At 64.6% G+C, this 14,683-nt stretch carries 12 protein-coding genes and 1 tRNA gene; 6 read left to right on the top strand and 7 right to left on the bottom strand.

Going from position 1 to position 14,683, the window contains the following annotated elements; translation table 11 throughout:
- The first annotated feature begins 49 nt into the window (after window positions 1–49).
- Genes hemB through ABD704_RS05130 form a run of 4 tightly spaced genes read left to right on the top strand, consistent with a single transcriptional unit; the run spans window position 50 to window position 5,308 of the window.
- Complete coding sequence (gene hemB, locus ABD704_RS05145) at window positions 50–1,039, top strand: porphobilinogen synthase (RefSeq protein ID WP_344698607.1); 990 nt, start codon at window positions 50–52, stop codon at window positions 1,037–1,039.
- A complete protein-coding gene (locus ABD704_RS05140; protein ID WP_344698606.1) occupies window positions 1,036–2,475 on the top strand; it encodes a pyridoxal phosphate-dependent decarboxylase family protein in 1,440 nt (479 codons plus the stop codon). The genes hemB and ABD704_RS05140 overlap by 4 nt, the downstream gene beginning before the upstream one ends.
- Complete coding sequence (locus ABD704_RS05135) at window positions 2,468–3,052, top strand: GNAT family N-acetyltransferase (RefSeq protein ID WP_344698605.1); 585 nt, start codon at window positions 2,468–2,470, stop codon at window positions 3,050–3,052. The genes ABD704_RS05140 and ABD704_RS05135 overlap by 8 nt, the downstream gene beginning before the upstream one ends.
- Window positions 3,053–3,088: 36 nt before the next feature.
- A complete protein-coding gene (locus tag ABD704_RS05130; RefSeq protein ID WP_344698604.1) occupies window positions 3,089–5,308 on the top strand; it encodes a spermidine synthase in 2,220 nt (739 codons plus the stop codon).
- Here the strand turns inward: ABD704_RS05130 and ABD704_RS05125 are convergent.
- Window positions 5,305–5,811, bottom strand: coding sequence for a hypothetical protein (locus ABD704_RS05125; RefSeq protein ID WP_344698603.1), 507 nt, complete (start codon window positions 5,809–5,811; stop codon window positions 5,305–5,307). The genes ABD704_RS05130 and ABD704_RS05125 overlap by 4 nt on opposite strands.
- Before the next feature lie 124 nt (window positions 5,812–5,935).
- Here ABD704_RS05125 and ABD704_RS05120 point away from each other — a divergent pair.
- Window positions 5,936–6,012, top strand: a tRNA-Arg gene (locus tag ABD704_RS05120).
- Window positions 6,013–6,093: 81 nt separating this feature from the next.
- On the opposite strand, the gene ABD704_RS05115 is transcribed toward ABD704_RS05120, so the two are convergent.
- Window positions 6,094–6,246: a hypothetical protein gene (locus ABD704_RS05115; RefSeq protein WP_344698602.1), complete on the bottom strand. Its 153-nt coding sequence runs from the start codon at window positions 6,244–6,246 to the stop codon at window positions 6,094–6,096.
- Window positions 6,247–6,776: 530 nt separating this feature from the next.
- Between ABD704_RS05115 and ABD704_RS05110 the strand changes: the two genes are divergently transcribed.
- Complete coding sequence (locus tag ABD704_RS05110; RefSeq protein ID WP_344698601.1) at window positions 6,777–7,118, top strand: hypothetical protein; 342 nt, start codon at window positions 6,777–6,779, stop codon at window positions 7,116–7,118.
- A 345-nt stretch (window positions 7,119–7,463) separates the two neighbouring features.
- On the opposite strand, the gene ABD704_RS05105 is transcribed toward ABD704_RS05110, so the two are convergent.
- The 5 genes from ABD704_RS05105 to ABD704_RS05085 are packed head-to-tail and all read right to left on the bottom strand — an operon-like array spanning window position 7,464 to window position 14,581.
- Window positions 7,464–8,711: an N-succinylarginine dihydrolase gene (locus tag ABD704_RS05105; RefSeq protein ID WP_344698600.1), complete on the bottom strand. Its 1,248-nt coding sequence runs from the start codon at window positions 8,709–8,711 to the stop codon at window positions 7,464–7,466.
- A complete protein-coding gene (locus tag ABD704_RS05100; protein WP_344698599.1) occupies window positions 8,708–9,721 on the bottom strand; it encodes an arginine N-succinyltransferase in 1,014 nt (337 codons plus the stop codon). The genes ABD704_RS05105 and ABD704_RS05100 overlap by 4 nt, the downstream gene beginning before the upstream one ends.
- Window positions 9,718–10,926 (bottom strand): hydrolase, encoded by a 1,209-nt coding sequence (locus tag ABD704_RS05095; RefSeq protein ID WP_344698598.1) that lies wholly within the window; start codon window positions 10,924–10,926, stop codon window positions 9,718–9,720. The genes ABD704_RS05100 and ABD704_RS05095 overlap by 4 nt, the downstream gene beginning before the upstream one ends.
- A 43-nt stretch (window positions 10,927–10,969) precedes the next feature.
- Entirely contained in the window at window positions 10,970–12,418 is a 1,449-nt protein-coding gene (locus ABD704_RS05090; protein ID WP_344698597.1) for a Ppx/GppA phosphatase family protein, read from the bottom strand.
- A gap of 21 nt (window positions 12,419–12,439) precedes the next feature.
- Window positions 12,440–14,581 (bottom strand): RNA degradosome polyphosphate kinase, encoded by a 2,142-nt coding sequence (locus ABD704_RS05085; RefSeq protein ID WP_344700492.1) that lies wholly within the window; start codon window positions 14,579–14,581, stop codon window positions 12,440–12,442.
- Between the last annotated feature and the right edge of the window lie 102 nt (window positions 14,582–14,683).

Here is a 14,683-nt window from a genome sequence, read left to right as displayed (position 1 = left end):
GCAAGCATTTGGGTTCCCGTGAGGCGCCGAATGACGCTAGAGGCGCGCCATGTCAGCTTCATTCCCCCACCTCCGGATGCGCCGCGGCCGCTCGAGCGCCTGGATGCGCTCGATGCTCGCCGAGAATCGGCTTCATCCGTCCGACTTCATCTGGCCGCTGTTCGTTTGCGACGGACGCGACTGCGATGAGCCGATCGGCTCCCTTCCCGGCGTCAGCCGCTGGAGCATCGACAAGCTTGGCGCCAAGGCGCGCGAGGCCGCTAACCTCGGAATCCCATGCATCGCGCTGTTCCCGAACACGCCGACCGACCTTCGGACCGACGACGCGCGCGAGGCGCTCAACAGCGGCAACCTGATCTGCCAGGCGATCAAGGCGATCAAGGATGCGGTGCCCGACATCGGCGTGCTGACCGACGTCGCGCTCGATCCCTACACGAGCCACGGCCACGACGGCATCGTCGACATCGCCGGCAACGTCATCAACGATGATACGGTCGAGGTTCTGGTCCGCCAGGCGTTGGTGCAGGCCGAAGCCGGCGCCGATATCGTCGCGCCCTCCGACATGATGGACGGCCGGGTCGCCGCTATTCGCGCTGCGCTCGAGGACGAGGGGCACCAGAATGTCGCGATCATGGCCTACGCCGCGAAGTACGCCTCGGCCTTCTACGGGCCGTTTCGCGAGGCGGTCGGTTCGCTCGGTCGACTGAAGGGCGACAAGCGCGGCTATCAGATGAACCCGGCCAACATCGAAGAAGCGCTGCGGGAGGTCGAGCTCGACTTGGCTGAGGGTGCGGACTTCGTGATGGTGAAGCCGGGGCTGCCCTATCTCGACGTCGTCGCGCGGGTGAAGGATGCTTTCGGCGTCCCGACCTTCGCGTACCAGGTGAGCGGCGAGTATGCGATGATCGAGGCGGTAGCGGCGGCTGGAGCGGGCGACCGCGACGCGCTGATCCTGGAGACCTTGCTCGCCTTCAAACGGGCCGGCGCCACTGGCGTGCTCACTTATCACGCGGTGGATGCCGCGCGCCTGATCTCGTGATCGACCAGCTTCGCGCCGAGATTGCGCGCCTCCGCGAAGCCGCCGCACCGCTGGAACCGGACGCGGCTACACGTCGCGCCATTGGCGGTCAGGCGCTCGACCACGCGCTCGCTTACTGGGATCAGGTCGAAGAAGCGTCGAGCAACCGGCCTTGGTCAGAAGTATTCAGCCAGCGGCTGGACCCGGAGTTCACCGAGCAGGGCAGGGACCCGGCGTCGGTCCTCGACTACGTCGGCACCTGCATCGACAATCCGGGCTTCGCGACCACCAGCCCGCGCTTCATGGCGTACATTCCAGGCGGCGGTGTCCCTTATTCGGCGTTCGGAGATTTGCTGGCCGCGACCTCCAACAAATATTCGGGCTTTGCGTCGGCCAGCCCCGGCGCGGTCCGCATCGAAAATGCCTGCGCCGCCTGGCTGGCGAGCGTCATTGGCTATCCCGCAGATTCTGCCGGCACACTGACATCCGGCGGCAGCATCGCGAACCTGACTGCGGTGGTCGCGGCTCGCGAGGCGCGGGACCCGGATAGTGGGGGCGCGGTCTACGTCACCCGCTTTGCCCATTATTGCGTCGACAAGGCGCTGCATATCGCCGGTCGCGGACGCTCGCCCAAGCGCGTTATCGATACGGATGAAGACTACCGCATGTCAGTCGAGGCGCTTCAAGGAGCATTGGAGGAAGATCGCCGCAGTGGCGTCCGCCCATGGCTGGTGATTGCCTCCGCAGGAACCGTCGATACCGGGGCCATCGACCCACTGCCCGAGATTGCCGACCTCTGCCGCCGCTACGGCGCGTGGCTGCACGTGGACGGCGCCTATGGCGGTCTGTTTGCCCTCTGCGACGAAGGCCGAGAGCGCCTTCGTGGCATTGAGCAGGCGGACAGCGTCGCGCTCGACCCCCATAAGGCGCTGTTCCTGCCATACGGCACCGGCGCCGCGCTCGTCCGCGACGGCAAGCTGCTGCAACAAGCGTTCAGCGCCAGCGCCGATTATATCCGTCCGCTCGGCGAGTCCGAGGTCGGGCCGTCGCCCGCCGACCTCTCGCCCGAGCTAACCCGCCACTTCCGGGCGCTGCGCCTGTGGCTGCCGCTGCAGATCGCCGGCATCGCCGCCTTCCGCGCCGCGCAGTCGGAGAAGCTCGCGCTCGCGCGCTACTTCCACGCACGCCTGTCGGAGATCGACGGCTTCGACCCCGGGCCGGAACCGCAACTTTCCGTCGTCGCCTTCCGTTACCTGCCCAAGAGCGGCGACGCCGACGCCTTCAACGAGCGCCTGATGCAACACATCCAGCAGGAAGGCCGCGTCATGATGAGCGGCACGCGCATCGACGGAACTTACCGCCTGCGCTGCGCCATCCTTTGCTTTCGCACTCACCTCGAGCATGTCGATGACGCGGTCGGCGCAGTGGTTCGCGGCGTCGAGGCGCTCCGTGGCTAAGTTCGTTGCCGAGACCGAGCGGCTGCGCCTCCGCGAATGGGACGTGCCGGACGAGCAGGCCTTCTACGAGATCATGAACAAGCCGGCCGTGATGCGTCATCTGGGCGGCGTGCAATCGCCGGAAGAGTGGCGCGCAGGGTTCGATCGCTTGTGCAGCTACCAGCGCGATTATGGCCATACTTTCTGGGTCGTCGAGGATCGCGCGACGGGCGAAATCCAAGGCTTTTGCGGTCTGAAGCGGGTCAACACGCCGGGCGCCAACAAGCTGGCGGGCGTGCCCGAAATCGGCTGGCGCCTCCGCGAGAGCGCATGGGGGAAGGGCATCGCAAAGGAAGCAGCCATCGCCGCGCTCGACCTCGGCTTCGGGCAATTCGGCTACGACCGGATCATTGCGATGACGATCCCGCCGAACCGGGAGAGCCAGGGTTTGATGAAGCGGCTCGGCATGACCCGGCGTGAAGAACTCGATTTCGTCGACCAGCGCTTCGGGCCGGCGGTCAATCCGCAGATCGTTTATGAGATCGGCGCGGCCGAATGGCCCTCGGCACGCGACGCGGCAGTCCACGACCGCCGTTAACCCAATGCAGCCAATCCACCGCTAGCGTCAGCTACAATGGCGACAACGGCAGGCAACATCGAGGCGCGCAATCCCTGGTCCAGGCAGCGCTTCGTTGCCGCGATCTTCGTCGGCTCGTTCCTGCTCTTCCTCGTTCAGCCGATGGTCGCGCGCATGGCGCTGCCCCGCCTCGGTGGTGCGCCGAGCGTGTGGAACTCGGCGATGCTCGTCTATCAGGCGCTGCTGCTCGGCGGCTATGCCTATGCGCACTGGACGGGCCGGTTCGCGCCGCGCAGGCAGGCTGTGATCCACATCGCCCTGCTACTCGCGGCAGGCCTCATGCTTCCGATCGGCCTGATCGCCGCCGTGCCGCCGCCCAGCGCGAATCCCTTCCTGTGGGTGCCGTGGCTGCTGCTCGTCTCCATCGGCCCATTGTTCTTCGCCGTCTCGGCGCAGGCGCCGCTGCTGCAGCGCTGGTACGGCGAAATCGGCACCGATCCGTACCCTCTTTATGCGGCATCGAACCTCGGCAGCTTCGGCGGCCTCATCGCCTATCCGCTGCTGGTCGAGCCGCTGCTTCCCATCGGCGAGCAGCGCCTGCTGTGGAGCCTTGCCTACGGTCTGATGATCTTGCTCGTCGGCTGGTGCGCCATGGTCCTGCCGCGCAACGCAACGCAGCGGCCGCCGGAAGAGGCGACGCCCAACCCGTCGCGACGCGAGTTCGGATTCTGGATCCTGCTCGCCGCCGTTCCTTCGGGCCTGATCCTCTCGACGACCCTCCACATCACGACCGACCTCGTTGCGATGCCACTGCTATGGGTGCTTCCGCTTGGCGTCTATCTGCTAAGCTTCACCTTTGCCTTCGCCACTAACCGAAAGCCGGCCGAGGCGATCGCGCGCCTCGCGCCGCTGTTCCTTCTGCTTGCCTGCTTTGCGGTGTTCGTGGACCAGAATTGGCTCGCGCTGGTCTTCTGCGTGATCTCGATCGTCAACCTCTTCACGGTCTCGGTGTCGCTGCACAGCCGGTTGTTCGACTCTCGTCCGGACGCCCAGCATCTGACGCTCTTCTATCTCGCCATGTCGATCGGCGGCGTGATCGGCGGCGCCTTTTGCGCGCTGCTCGCGCCGCTCATCTTCGACTGGACCTACGAGCATTTGATCCTGCTTGCGGCAGCGGCGGCGCTGATGATCAACCGCAACCCGTTCGAGCCGCTCGGCAGGCTATGGAACGACAGGCGCCGCGGAAGCACGCTCACCATGGCGGCAATCGTGTTGCTCATCCTGCTCGCCTTTCTGGGCAAGGATGTGCTCGGATTTCAAACGTCGAAGCCGCTCAACCACATGGCGATGGTGTCCATCCTCGTCATTGCCATCGCAGCCATCGGCAACCGGCTGCTTTTCACCGCCGCGGTTTGCTCGCTGCTGATTGCCGCCGGCGGGTGGGAGCGGCTGGAGCTCAGCGCCGTGCCGGGCAAGATGACGCGAAGCTTTTTCGGCATCTACTCGATCCGCCCGGCGCCCAACGACGCTCGCATGCTCGTCCATGGCACCACCCTGCACGGCGTTCAGAACATCGGCTCGTCCCAGCGCGAGCGGATGGAGACCACTTACTATGCTCACGGCTCAGGCGTCGGCCTTGCAATGGACGCCGTGCCCCAGCTGTTTGGCGCCAGCGCGCGCGTCGGCGTTGTCGGCCTCGGGGCCGGTACGCTCGCGTGCTACGCCCAGCCTGGGCAGCGCTGGACTTTCTTCGAGATCGATCCCGTCGTCGCCACCATCGCCCGCGATCCGCAGCGCTTTTCCTTCATTTCGCAGTGCAAGCCAGACGCGCGAATCGAAATTGGCGACGCCCGCCTGCTGATCGAGCGCAAGCCGCCCGCGGTTGTCGACCTCCTCGTGATCGACGCCTTCTCGTCGGACTCAGTGCCAATGCACCTTCTGACCGAGGAAGCGTTCGCCGATTATCGGCGCATGCTGAGCGGCCGCGGCCTGCTGATGGTTCACATTTCAAATCGCTATCTCGACCTCCAGCCGGTTGTCGCGGCAGCGGCGATGCGCGGCGGATGGCATGCCATCCAGCGGCAATATGTGCCTGACTCGACGGGCTCGCTTCAGAATGAGAGCGCATCGAACTGGATCGCGATGTCGCCGTCGGCAGACACGCTAAAGCAATTGATCGCTCGTTCGCCCGGAAAATGGACCATGCTTCAGGGCCGCAAGGGCTTCACGCCCTGGACCGACGACCACGCCAGCGTCATGCCGTTGATCAAGCTTTAGCGCACGCCCAGGCGCAGCTGGATCGCCTTGATGCGCGCCGCCTGACGGGCATCTAGAGCACCCACCTCGGCACCGGCGTCCTTGATCGCTGCGAGATCGCTCGGCGCGAGCCCTCCCTGGCTCTGCAGCTTGGTCGCGCCAAGGCCATCGATATCGCCAAGTGCCAGACGGGTCGGTCCGGTTGCTGCGATCGCCGACGACAAGGCCTCCTGCGCGGCGATCCAGCCCTCGCTTTGCGGACCGCCGGCGTTTGCAGCCAGTCTCTCCGCAGTGTCCGCAGCCGATTGGAAAGCCGCGTCTGCGCCACGCGCTGTCGACACCAGCTCGGCAAGGCGGCTGGCAAGCGCCGGCGTCACTGGACGATCGTTCATCGGGCGCTCGACCGGCACCCGCGGATCGATGTTCTCCGCGGCGCGCGGCTGAAGGGAAGGATATTGTCCGCCAGGCGTCGAACAAGCGCCGAGCGCGACCACGAAGACTGCAAAAGCCGGCCGCCAGATCATCGCTCAAGCCCTAGTCGCGGGCCGCGCCGCCCGCAATCGCCCAAGCATCTGCCAAGACTTGCCATGCGCGGCGGCTCCCCTTATGTCGCCGCTTCCGCGCCGCCGACTATGCGACGCGAACTGCGCGCCCGTAGCTCAGCTGGATAGAGCACCAGACTACGAATCTGGGGGCCGGAGGTTCGAATCCTTCCGGGCGCGCCACTTCCTCGGCGGCAATGCGAAATGAGGTTGGAATCTGCGGGAACGCGGCGTCTCTGCCGCGTTCGCGAATGCCGTTGGCCGTCAGGCGCTGACGGCGGTGACGATGCTCGCGCGTGCGGCGAAATCTTCGGCTAGTTTGGCGTGCCATGTGCGCGCGGCTTCAGTCACCGCCCGTTGTGCTGCCATACGCTCCTCGATCGCGCGCCGGCGATAATAACGCTCGTTGGACTCCACTTTGTCCCCCTCCACTCGGCTCCGCAGAACATCACGCCAAACTACTTAAGAGATAGTGAATATCCACAGGCACCGAGTCGATTCGTTCCCATAACGATTCCTGTCCCGGGACGGAACATCAAGTTGCCCAACGGTGACACAAGAGGATGAAAGGCGGATCATCTTTGAAACCGAATGAATCCACGCACGTTGGATTGGCAATTGGTTTCGAAGGAACACACCATGCTGAGTTCGATTGGAGCTGGCCGCACGACGTTCAATCCGAATGCACGCGGCTATCACGCCGTCTACCACGACGGCGAAGTCAATCACTGCCCCGGCTGCGGCCGGACCCACTGGATCATTGGCCGTTTGTCGGCGGAATGCGCCTTTTGTTCGACCGCGCTTCCGTTGAAGTTCGCGCTTAGCAGCGGGCCTGCTCCATCGGCTGTATTCTGGCGTTCGCGCCCGGATTATGCTGAACTAAACGCTGCTTAACTGCTGATTTTTTCCGTTTAATTTCTCATGCGCCCGGGTGTATGCTCGGGCGCATGAAACATATCGTGCTGCTCACCGCTCTCGCGCTGTCAGCAGCTCCGGCCATTGCCGGAGGCGGCGCGGCGAATTTCACCATCATCAACGGTACGCCGATCGCGCTTGGCGATCTCTCTATCCGGCGCGCCGGCTCAAACGACTGGAAACCGCTCGGCAAGTCGCCCGCCGCGGGAGCCAGCGGACCGGTTCAGTTTAATGATCCGGATTGCGCGTTCGACATCCGCGCTAATGTCGCGGGCGGCCCGGTCACCTGGGCCGGCGTCAATCTTTGTGACGTGAAATCCGTGACGCTTCGAAAGGACGATGCCGCCGGAGCGTGGGTCGATTACGACCAATAGGCGCGCGCCGCCGTTGCGCGGCGGCATAAGGCCCGACGGTCAACGCCGGGTCTGCTGGCCGCACTGAATCGAGCAGTTTCGCGCCGGCGATGAACACCACGCCGGTGCAGGCGAGCGCGAGCATCCACCCCATGCTGCCAGGATAGATATCAAGATAGTGGCGACCCCGTTCGACCGCGCCAAGCGCGATTGCATAGATCACCAGCCACGCCTCCCAACGTGTCTTGATCGTAAACAGCCGACCAATTTTCCGAAGCATGAACCCTCGTCAGAATCGTTAAGTGCGCAACGTCCGGACGCGGGTTTTGAGCCATTAGTTTCCTAAGGAACAGGGTAAATTATAAATTAACCATGTCCCAGACCGAGACCATCTAGCAATGCGCCCCGCGCGGCTTCGACGTCCTGTATCAAAGCAGGATTCTGGAGCTCGGAGTGGTGGATCTGTTCTGGCCAGTAACGACCGATGATTTCGCTGATCCTGTCCAGCGCCGCTTCATCGACCAGGAAGCGCTGATCGACGGTAGCCGGATCGGCCACGACGCGCAGCCGCAGGCAGGCGGGCCCGCCGCCATTGGCCATCGACTGGCGCACATCGACGACTTCGACCCGGCGAATGGGACCATTGCCCGCAACATGCGCTTCGACCCAGCGCCAAACGGACGGCGTTTCTTGCGCTTCGTTCGGGATGATCAGCGTCGGCTGACCGTCGGGCGGAGTCACTAGTTGCGCATTGAACAGATATGACCGCACCGCGTCCGCCAGCGGTACCTCGGCGTCCGGCACCTCGACATATTCAAAACCGCGCACCAGCCGCTCGCACGCATCGAGCAGCGACTGTTTGTCCGCGAAGGCCTTCTCGTGCGCGAAGAGCACTCGCTCGTTGGCGACGGCGACGACGTCGTTATGGAATGCACCGGCGGCAATGGCTTCCTCCGACTGCTCGGCGAAGATGACTCGGTCCGGATCGAGCCCGTGGAGCCGCGCAATCGCGCGCGACGCCTCGATGTGCTGGCGCGCAGGGAAAGCGCCGCCCGAAACGCCGTAGACAAACACCTCAACCCCGGCCTCGCCATGCGACGGAGCCAGCCGCATGTGATTGGCAGCGCCTTCGTCGCCAAAGGCCGGCGGGACCGGCGCGTGAACGGTGAATACGTCCGAGGCGAAAGCCGTCTGTAGCTGGGCCAGCGTCGCCGGCCACTCATGGCTGCGGTGTGGCATGGTGCGCAGGTTCGCCACGGTCAGGTGACATCTGCCGTCGGCCGTGTCGGGGTCAGGGGACACGGTCGCCGCGTTGGCCGCCCACATCGCCGAGGCGGACATGGCATTCGCGGCCAGCGTATCGTCGGCACTCTCAATCGTCGCGCCGAGCTTGGCCAGCCACGCATGGTGCGGCCGCGGATGGGGCAGGAGGATGCCCTGCGTCAGGCCCAGCGCCAGGTTTGAACGCATCTTGTCGAGCCCCTGGAGCGCCGCTGCTCGCGGCTCCGACACCGCGCCTGCATGGCGCATCGACGCGACATTGCCGAAGCTCAGCCCGGCATAATTGTGGCTGGGCCCGACGATCCCGTCGAAGTTGATCTCGAGGAGGCTCATCGCGCGACCAAGGTCACCGTGTCACCCACTCCCACTTCGAGCAGTTCGGCGGCTTCGGCGTCGATCATGACGCCCGTCTTCATTTTCTTGATCGACGCGCAGCAGGCACGGAAGTCTTTCAAGCGCCCGGCAGCGGCGAGCACCTTGTGCGTTCCGCCGTCGCCGATCTCGACGATCGCGTCCTCACGCGCTTCCTTGATGGTGCGGATGTCGTCCGTGCGCGCGGTGACAGTCGGGCCACCGTCGAAAATGTCGATGTAGCGGTCGAACACGAAGCCTTCCTGTTCGAGCATGCGAAGCGCTGCACGCCCGGTCGGATGCGGAAGGCCCATGACCGCTCGCCCGGTTTCTGCGAGCAGCGACACGTAGATCGGCGTCTTGGGCATCAGGTCGGCGATGAAGCGCGTGCCGTGCACCGCGTTGAACTCGTCTGCCTCGGGGAAGCTCATGTCGAAGAATCGCCCCGCAAGCGCATCCCAGAAAGGCGCGTTGCCCGCTTCGTCCATCACGCCGCGCAACTCGGCCAGCGTGCGTTCGCCGAAGCGCTGGCGGTGCAGCTTCATGAACAGATAGCGGCTGCGCGCCAGTAGCGCGCCAAGCCCGCCTGCGCGCGATTCCGGATGCAGGAACAACCCTCCGACCTCGGACGAGCCTTCGAGATCGGTCGTCAGCGTAAGGAGCTGGTTGCGGAAAGTCTTGCCGAGCTCCGGGCTCGACTGCGTCAGGTTGCTGATGTGATAGGAATAGAAGGGCTGGACCACACCGACCTGGCCGAACACCTGGCAGGTGCCACGGATCTTCTTTGCCTTCGGGTCTTCCAACACGAAGACGTAAAGGTCGCCGCCTTGCGTATCTTCCTTGCGCGCGAAGGAGGCGTCCGACCTCGCGAGCTTGCCGACGAGGGTCGCCCGGTCCGCGGGCAAGTTGGTAAATCCGCCACCTGTCAGCTTCGCCATCTGGTAGATGGATTTGAAATCCTCGCCATTGGCGGCGCGTACGCGAAAGCTCATGCGGCCTCCGCTGCCAGGCGCAGGACGGTGAGCGCGCTCAACGCGGCGCGCTCCTTCAAGCTGTCGACGATCAGAAATTCCTCCATGCTGTGGATCTTGCCGCCGCGCACGCCCATCGTATCGACGACTGGCACGCCGCAGGCTGAGATATTGTTTCCGTCGCAAACGCCGCCCGACGGCTGCCAAGCGATGGTCTGGCCAAGGTCGGCACCGGCAGTCTTGACGAGATTGAACAAGGCTCCCGCGTCCGCTGTGAGCGGCTTCGGCGGGCGGCCGAAACCGCCGTGCGCGTAAATGGCGACCTCGCGTGCGCTCGCGACGGCCGCGATTGCCTCGTCGATCTGACGCTTGGCCTCGGTCTCGATTTCCGGCGTTCGGGGACGCAGGTTCACGCGCAGGATCGCGAGGTCGGGGACCACGTTACCGGGCGATCCGCCTTCGATCCGCGAAGGGTTCACGGTTAGCCCGTCGCGCCGCAGCGCATCGAGCCGAAGCGCGAGGTCGGCCGCTGCAAGAATGGCGTTGCGCCCGTCCTCCGGATTCCGCCCGGCGTGCGCCGAACGTCCGCGTATGACGATTGAGAAATTGCCGCTGCCCGGCCGGGCGCCCGCTAGCGTACCATCGGGAAGCGCCGCCGGCTCGTAGGTCAGTGCTGCTCGCTTCCCCGCGGCGGCCCGCGCCAGCAGTGCAGCCGACGCCAGCGACCCGACTTCTTCGTCGCTGTTGATCACGATTTCGTATCCGATGCGGTCGGCGGCCGGGCTTGCCTCCACAGCCTTCATTGCAGCGAGCATCACCGCGATGCCGCCCTTCATGTCCGCGACGCCAGGCCCGTTGAGCACGCCGTCTTCGAGCCAGTGCGTCTCCTGGAATGCATGATCGATCGCGAACACCGTATCCATGTGGCCGGTGAAGAGCAGTTGCACTGGCGCGTTCGCACGCACCGTCAAATGCAGGTGCCGGCCATGTTCCAGCTGCATCGTTCGCCCTGCGGAATCGACAGCCTCCACCGAGGCCGGTTCTTCCAGCCGCAACTCGCCGGGCAATGCCGCAAATGCGTCGGCGAGCAGCGCCGCCATGCGTTCCAGCCCGGCAAGATTGCGCGATCCGCTGTTGACCGCAGACCATTCGAGCACCTGGTCGAGCATCGGCTCCGCGCCGGCTCGCTCGACCGCGTCACGTTCCTGTCCGGAGAGTTCCCCCATGCCCCGGGCCTCTAGCCGGGCAGCCGCCGGAACGCCACACCGCCTAGCCGCTGACGACCGCCGCCCCGCGTCCCATCGACTCCGCCAGCTTGGTCAGACGCCGTTCGACCGCATCGCCGACTAGCGCCTCCTCGCCCCGTCGCACGTGAAGCCGGATCGCCCCGTTCGCCTTGCTGAGACTCGTCCGTTTGAGCACGGCGCCGACGCCGCCTGACAGCCGCTGCCCCAACCGCATCGCGGCGCCCCAACAGTGCGCCCGCCGCAACTGATCGGCGCTGACAAGGTGGCCGAGCCGCTCATCCGGTAGAACCTCTCGCCCGAAGCTCGATGACAGCGCCTGCGCCATGATCACGCGCCCCGGCGCGTCGACCGCCACCCAGTTTCCGTGCAGCGCCATCTCAATGCCGCGGTCGGCGCGGAAATTGGCAGTCGCCTGCCATGCGACGTCCGCTAGCAGGCAGGCTGCATGCCGAAGCCGCGACATCTCGCGCCCATCATCAAATAGAGGAGCGATCCATTGGTCGAGCAGGTCGCCATGTTGGCCGAACCGATGCTCGCCGCCACCCGCGGACCGGGCTTCCTCGAGCAAAGGGTCTTCGTTTCTAATGGCCGGTTTCAGCGCCGAATAGAGCAGCCCTTCGCGAATGCCGTACGCTGACACCACCAGGTCCGAGGGCTCCAGTTCATCGACGATCAGGTCGAGCAGCATTGCCGCGACAGGCGACGTCGCCATTCGCTGGGGTGCCGCGGCAGAGGCCAGCCGCTGGTCCGGCGACTTCAGCATCTTGCGCAGGTCGCGCACGCGTCCCGGCTTCATCCGATATTGGTGCGTGATCGGCAGTGGGAAATCGCATGCGAACATGTCGATCCGCGCTAGCGTGCGCCAAGATCCACCAACCATGTAGAAGCGACGGCCTTTCGCGCGCTCGCCGATATCGGTTTCCTTTAACGCCGCGCGAAGGATCTTCCGCGCCTTGCGCTCGCCGTCGGACGACGCATCGAGTCGAAGCACGCCAAGCGGCATCGAAATGCCGCCATGAGTCTCGCCGTCCCCGATATCGACAAGCTCCAGGCTGCCGCCGCCGAGGTCGCCCACCGTCCCGATTGCGCGCGGCATGCCGGACAGGACGCCCTCACCCGCCAACCGCGCCTCTTCCTCGGCACTCAAAACCTCGCATTCGAGGCCGAGCCGCTTCACGTCGCGGACAAAGTCGGCACCGTTCGCCGCATCACGGATCGCAGCCGTTGCGACCACCCGAACTTGCTTCACGCGCATGTGGTCGATCAGCAGCTTGAAGCGATGGATGGCGGCCAGCGCCCGCGCTCGCGGCCTCTCCGGCAGGTTGCCCGACCGGTCCGCGCTCGACCCGAGGCCCGCAAGCACCTTTTCGTTGAAGATCGGGGAGGGGATTCGCGGCGGACCCGCGTAGACGACCAGCCGCACGGAGTTTGAACCGATGTCGATGATCGCTGCGGGGTCGGCGGTTGCCACTCTCTTCTGAAACGCCCCTGTCTACCGGCCGCGGTGGAAACGCAGCTTTGGAACCTTGCGGCCTTTCTTTAGGGCCTGACCCCGCCCGGACAAGCTCGGGTTGGACATGAAATAATCGTGCAGGTTGAAATCCTGCCCGGGCTTTGGCTGCAGCCGCGCATAGGTGCCGTCGGAATTGAGCCGCCAACTCTGCTCATTGTCGATGAGGTTAGCGACCATGACCTGGTCGATCAGCTGCGCGTGCACGGTCGGGTTTTCGATCGGCAGCATATATTCGATCCGCCGGTCGAAATTGCGGGGCATCCAGTCCGCCGAACTGATGTAGACCTTGGCCGCAGCGTGCGGCAGTTCGTGCCCGTTGGCGAACGCCCACATCCGCGCATGTTCGAGGAAGCGGCCGACGATCGACTTCACGTAGATATTCTCGCTCATCCCCGGCACGCCAGGACGAAGGCAGCAGATGCCCCGCACGACGAGGTCGATCGGCACGCCCGCGGCGCTCGCCTCGTACAGCTTCTCGATAATGATCGGGTCAACGAGCGAATTGAGCTTTGACCAGACGCCCGACGGCTTGCCGGCCTTGGCGGAGGCAATCTCGGCATCGATCAATTTGATCAGCTCGGTGCGGAGCCCGGCGGGTGAGATCACCAGTTGCTTGAGGTTTCGCGGCTCGAGATAGCCGGTGATGTAATTGAGCAGCTTCGCCGCATCGCGGCCGGTGACCGGATTGGCGGTGAAGTAGCTGAGGTCGGTATAGATACGTGCGGTCACCGGATGATAATTGCCCGTCCCGAAGTGGCAGTAGGTGCGGTATCCCTTTTCCTCGCGCCGAACGACCATCGATACCTTGGCGTGGGTCTTCCACTCCATGAAGCCGTAGACGACCTGCACGCCCGCGCGCTCCAGCGCATTGGCCCAGACCAGGTTCTGCTCCTCGTCGAAACGCGCCTTAAGCTCAATCACCGCCGTCACCGATTTGCCGGCCTCCGCGGCGTCGATCAGCGCCTTCATGATCGCCGACTGCTTGCCGGCGCGATACAGCGTCTGCTTGATCGCGATCACGTCGGGATCCGCGGCCGCCTGCTGGATGAAGGCGACCACCACCTCGAAGCTTTCATAAGGGTGGTGGACTAGCAGGTCCTTTTCCCTGATCGCCGCAAAACAGTCGCCCCCATGCTCGCGAATCCGCTCCGGAAAGCGTGGCGTGAACGGCGGGAACTTGAGGTCGGGCCGGTCCTCTTCCACCAATTGGTTGAGGTCGATCATGCCAAGAAATCCGCGCGTCTCGGAGATGATCGATTCGTGCGCGTTAAGCCCTTCCAGGACGACGCCTTCGAGCTCTTCCTCGATGCCGGGCTCCAGCTCCAGCCGCACGACCCGGCCGCGCCGCCGCCTTTTGATCGCCGTCCGGAAGTAGCGAACGAGGTCTTCTGCCTCTTCCTCCACCTCGATATCGCTGTCGCGTATGATACGGAACGCACCGCCGCGCAGCACGTCATATTTGGGAAAGAGGTAGCCGGTCTTGCGCCGGATCAGCGTCTCCAGCGCAATATATCGCCCGGTGGGACCGGGAATGCGAATGAAGCGCGGCAGTGTCGACGGCGCCATGATCAGTTCGCGCACGCTGTTGCGGCCCTTCTTCAACTCGAAGATCAGGCTCAGCCCTCGGTTCGGGATGAACGGGAAGGGGTGCGCCGGGTCGATCGCCTGCGGCGTCAGCACCGGGAAAATCTGCTCGCGAAACTGCTGATCCAGCCACGCCTCAGCCTCTTCGTCCAACGGCTCGTCGCCAACGACGCGCATGCTCGCGGCAGCGAGCAGGACCTGAAGCTCGGCCCAAACGTCGTGCTGGCTGGTGACCAGTTGGTCGGCCACGGCGACGATCGCAGTAAGCTGCTGGGCGACGGTCAGCCCATCCTCCGATAGTTCCTCCACACCCAGCTTCTGGTGCGCCTTCAGGCCGGCGACGCGGACCATGAAGAACTCGTCGAGGTTATTGGCCGAGATCGACAGGAAGCGGACCCGCTCCAGCAGTGGATGTTTCGGATTGGACGCCTCCTCCAGAACCCGCTGGTTGAAGGCGAGCCAGCTCAGCTCGCGATTGAACAGGCGCGGCTCCGCAAGTTGCGGCTCGGGTGCCGCTGCGTGGCTGACATTGTCCATCAGCTTGCCCGGCTTGGAAGGGATTTTGTCGATCTTGCCCACTGCATGTCGCAGAACTGAAACAGCGGTCTGTTACAATGTTGTGACAAACATTGGTATGAG

The sequence above is a fragment of the Sphingomonas limnosediminicola genome, from assembly GCF_039537965.1.
Lineage (GTDB): Bacteria > Pseudomonadota > Alphaproteobacteria > Sphingomonadales > Sphingomonadaceae > Sphingomicrobium > Sphingomicrobium limnosediminicola.
The sequence above is the reverse complement of the archived record's forward strand: the minus strand, read 5'-3'. Positions and strand labels throughout refer to the sequence as shown.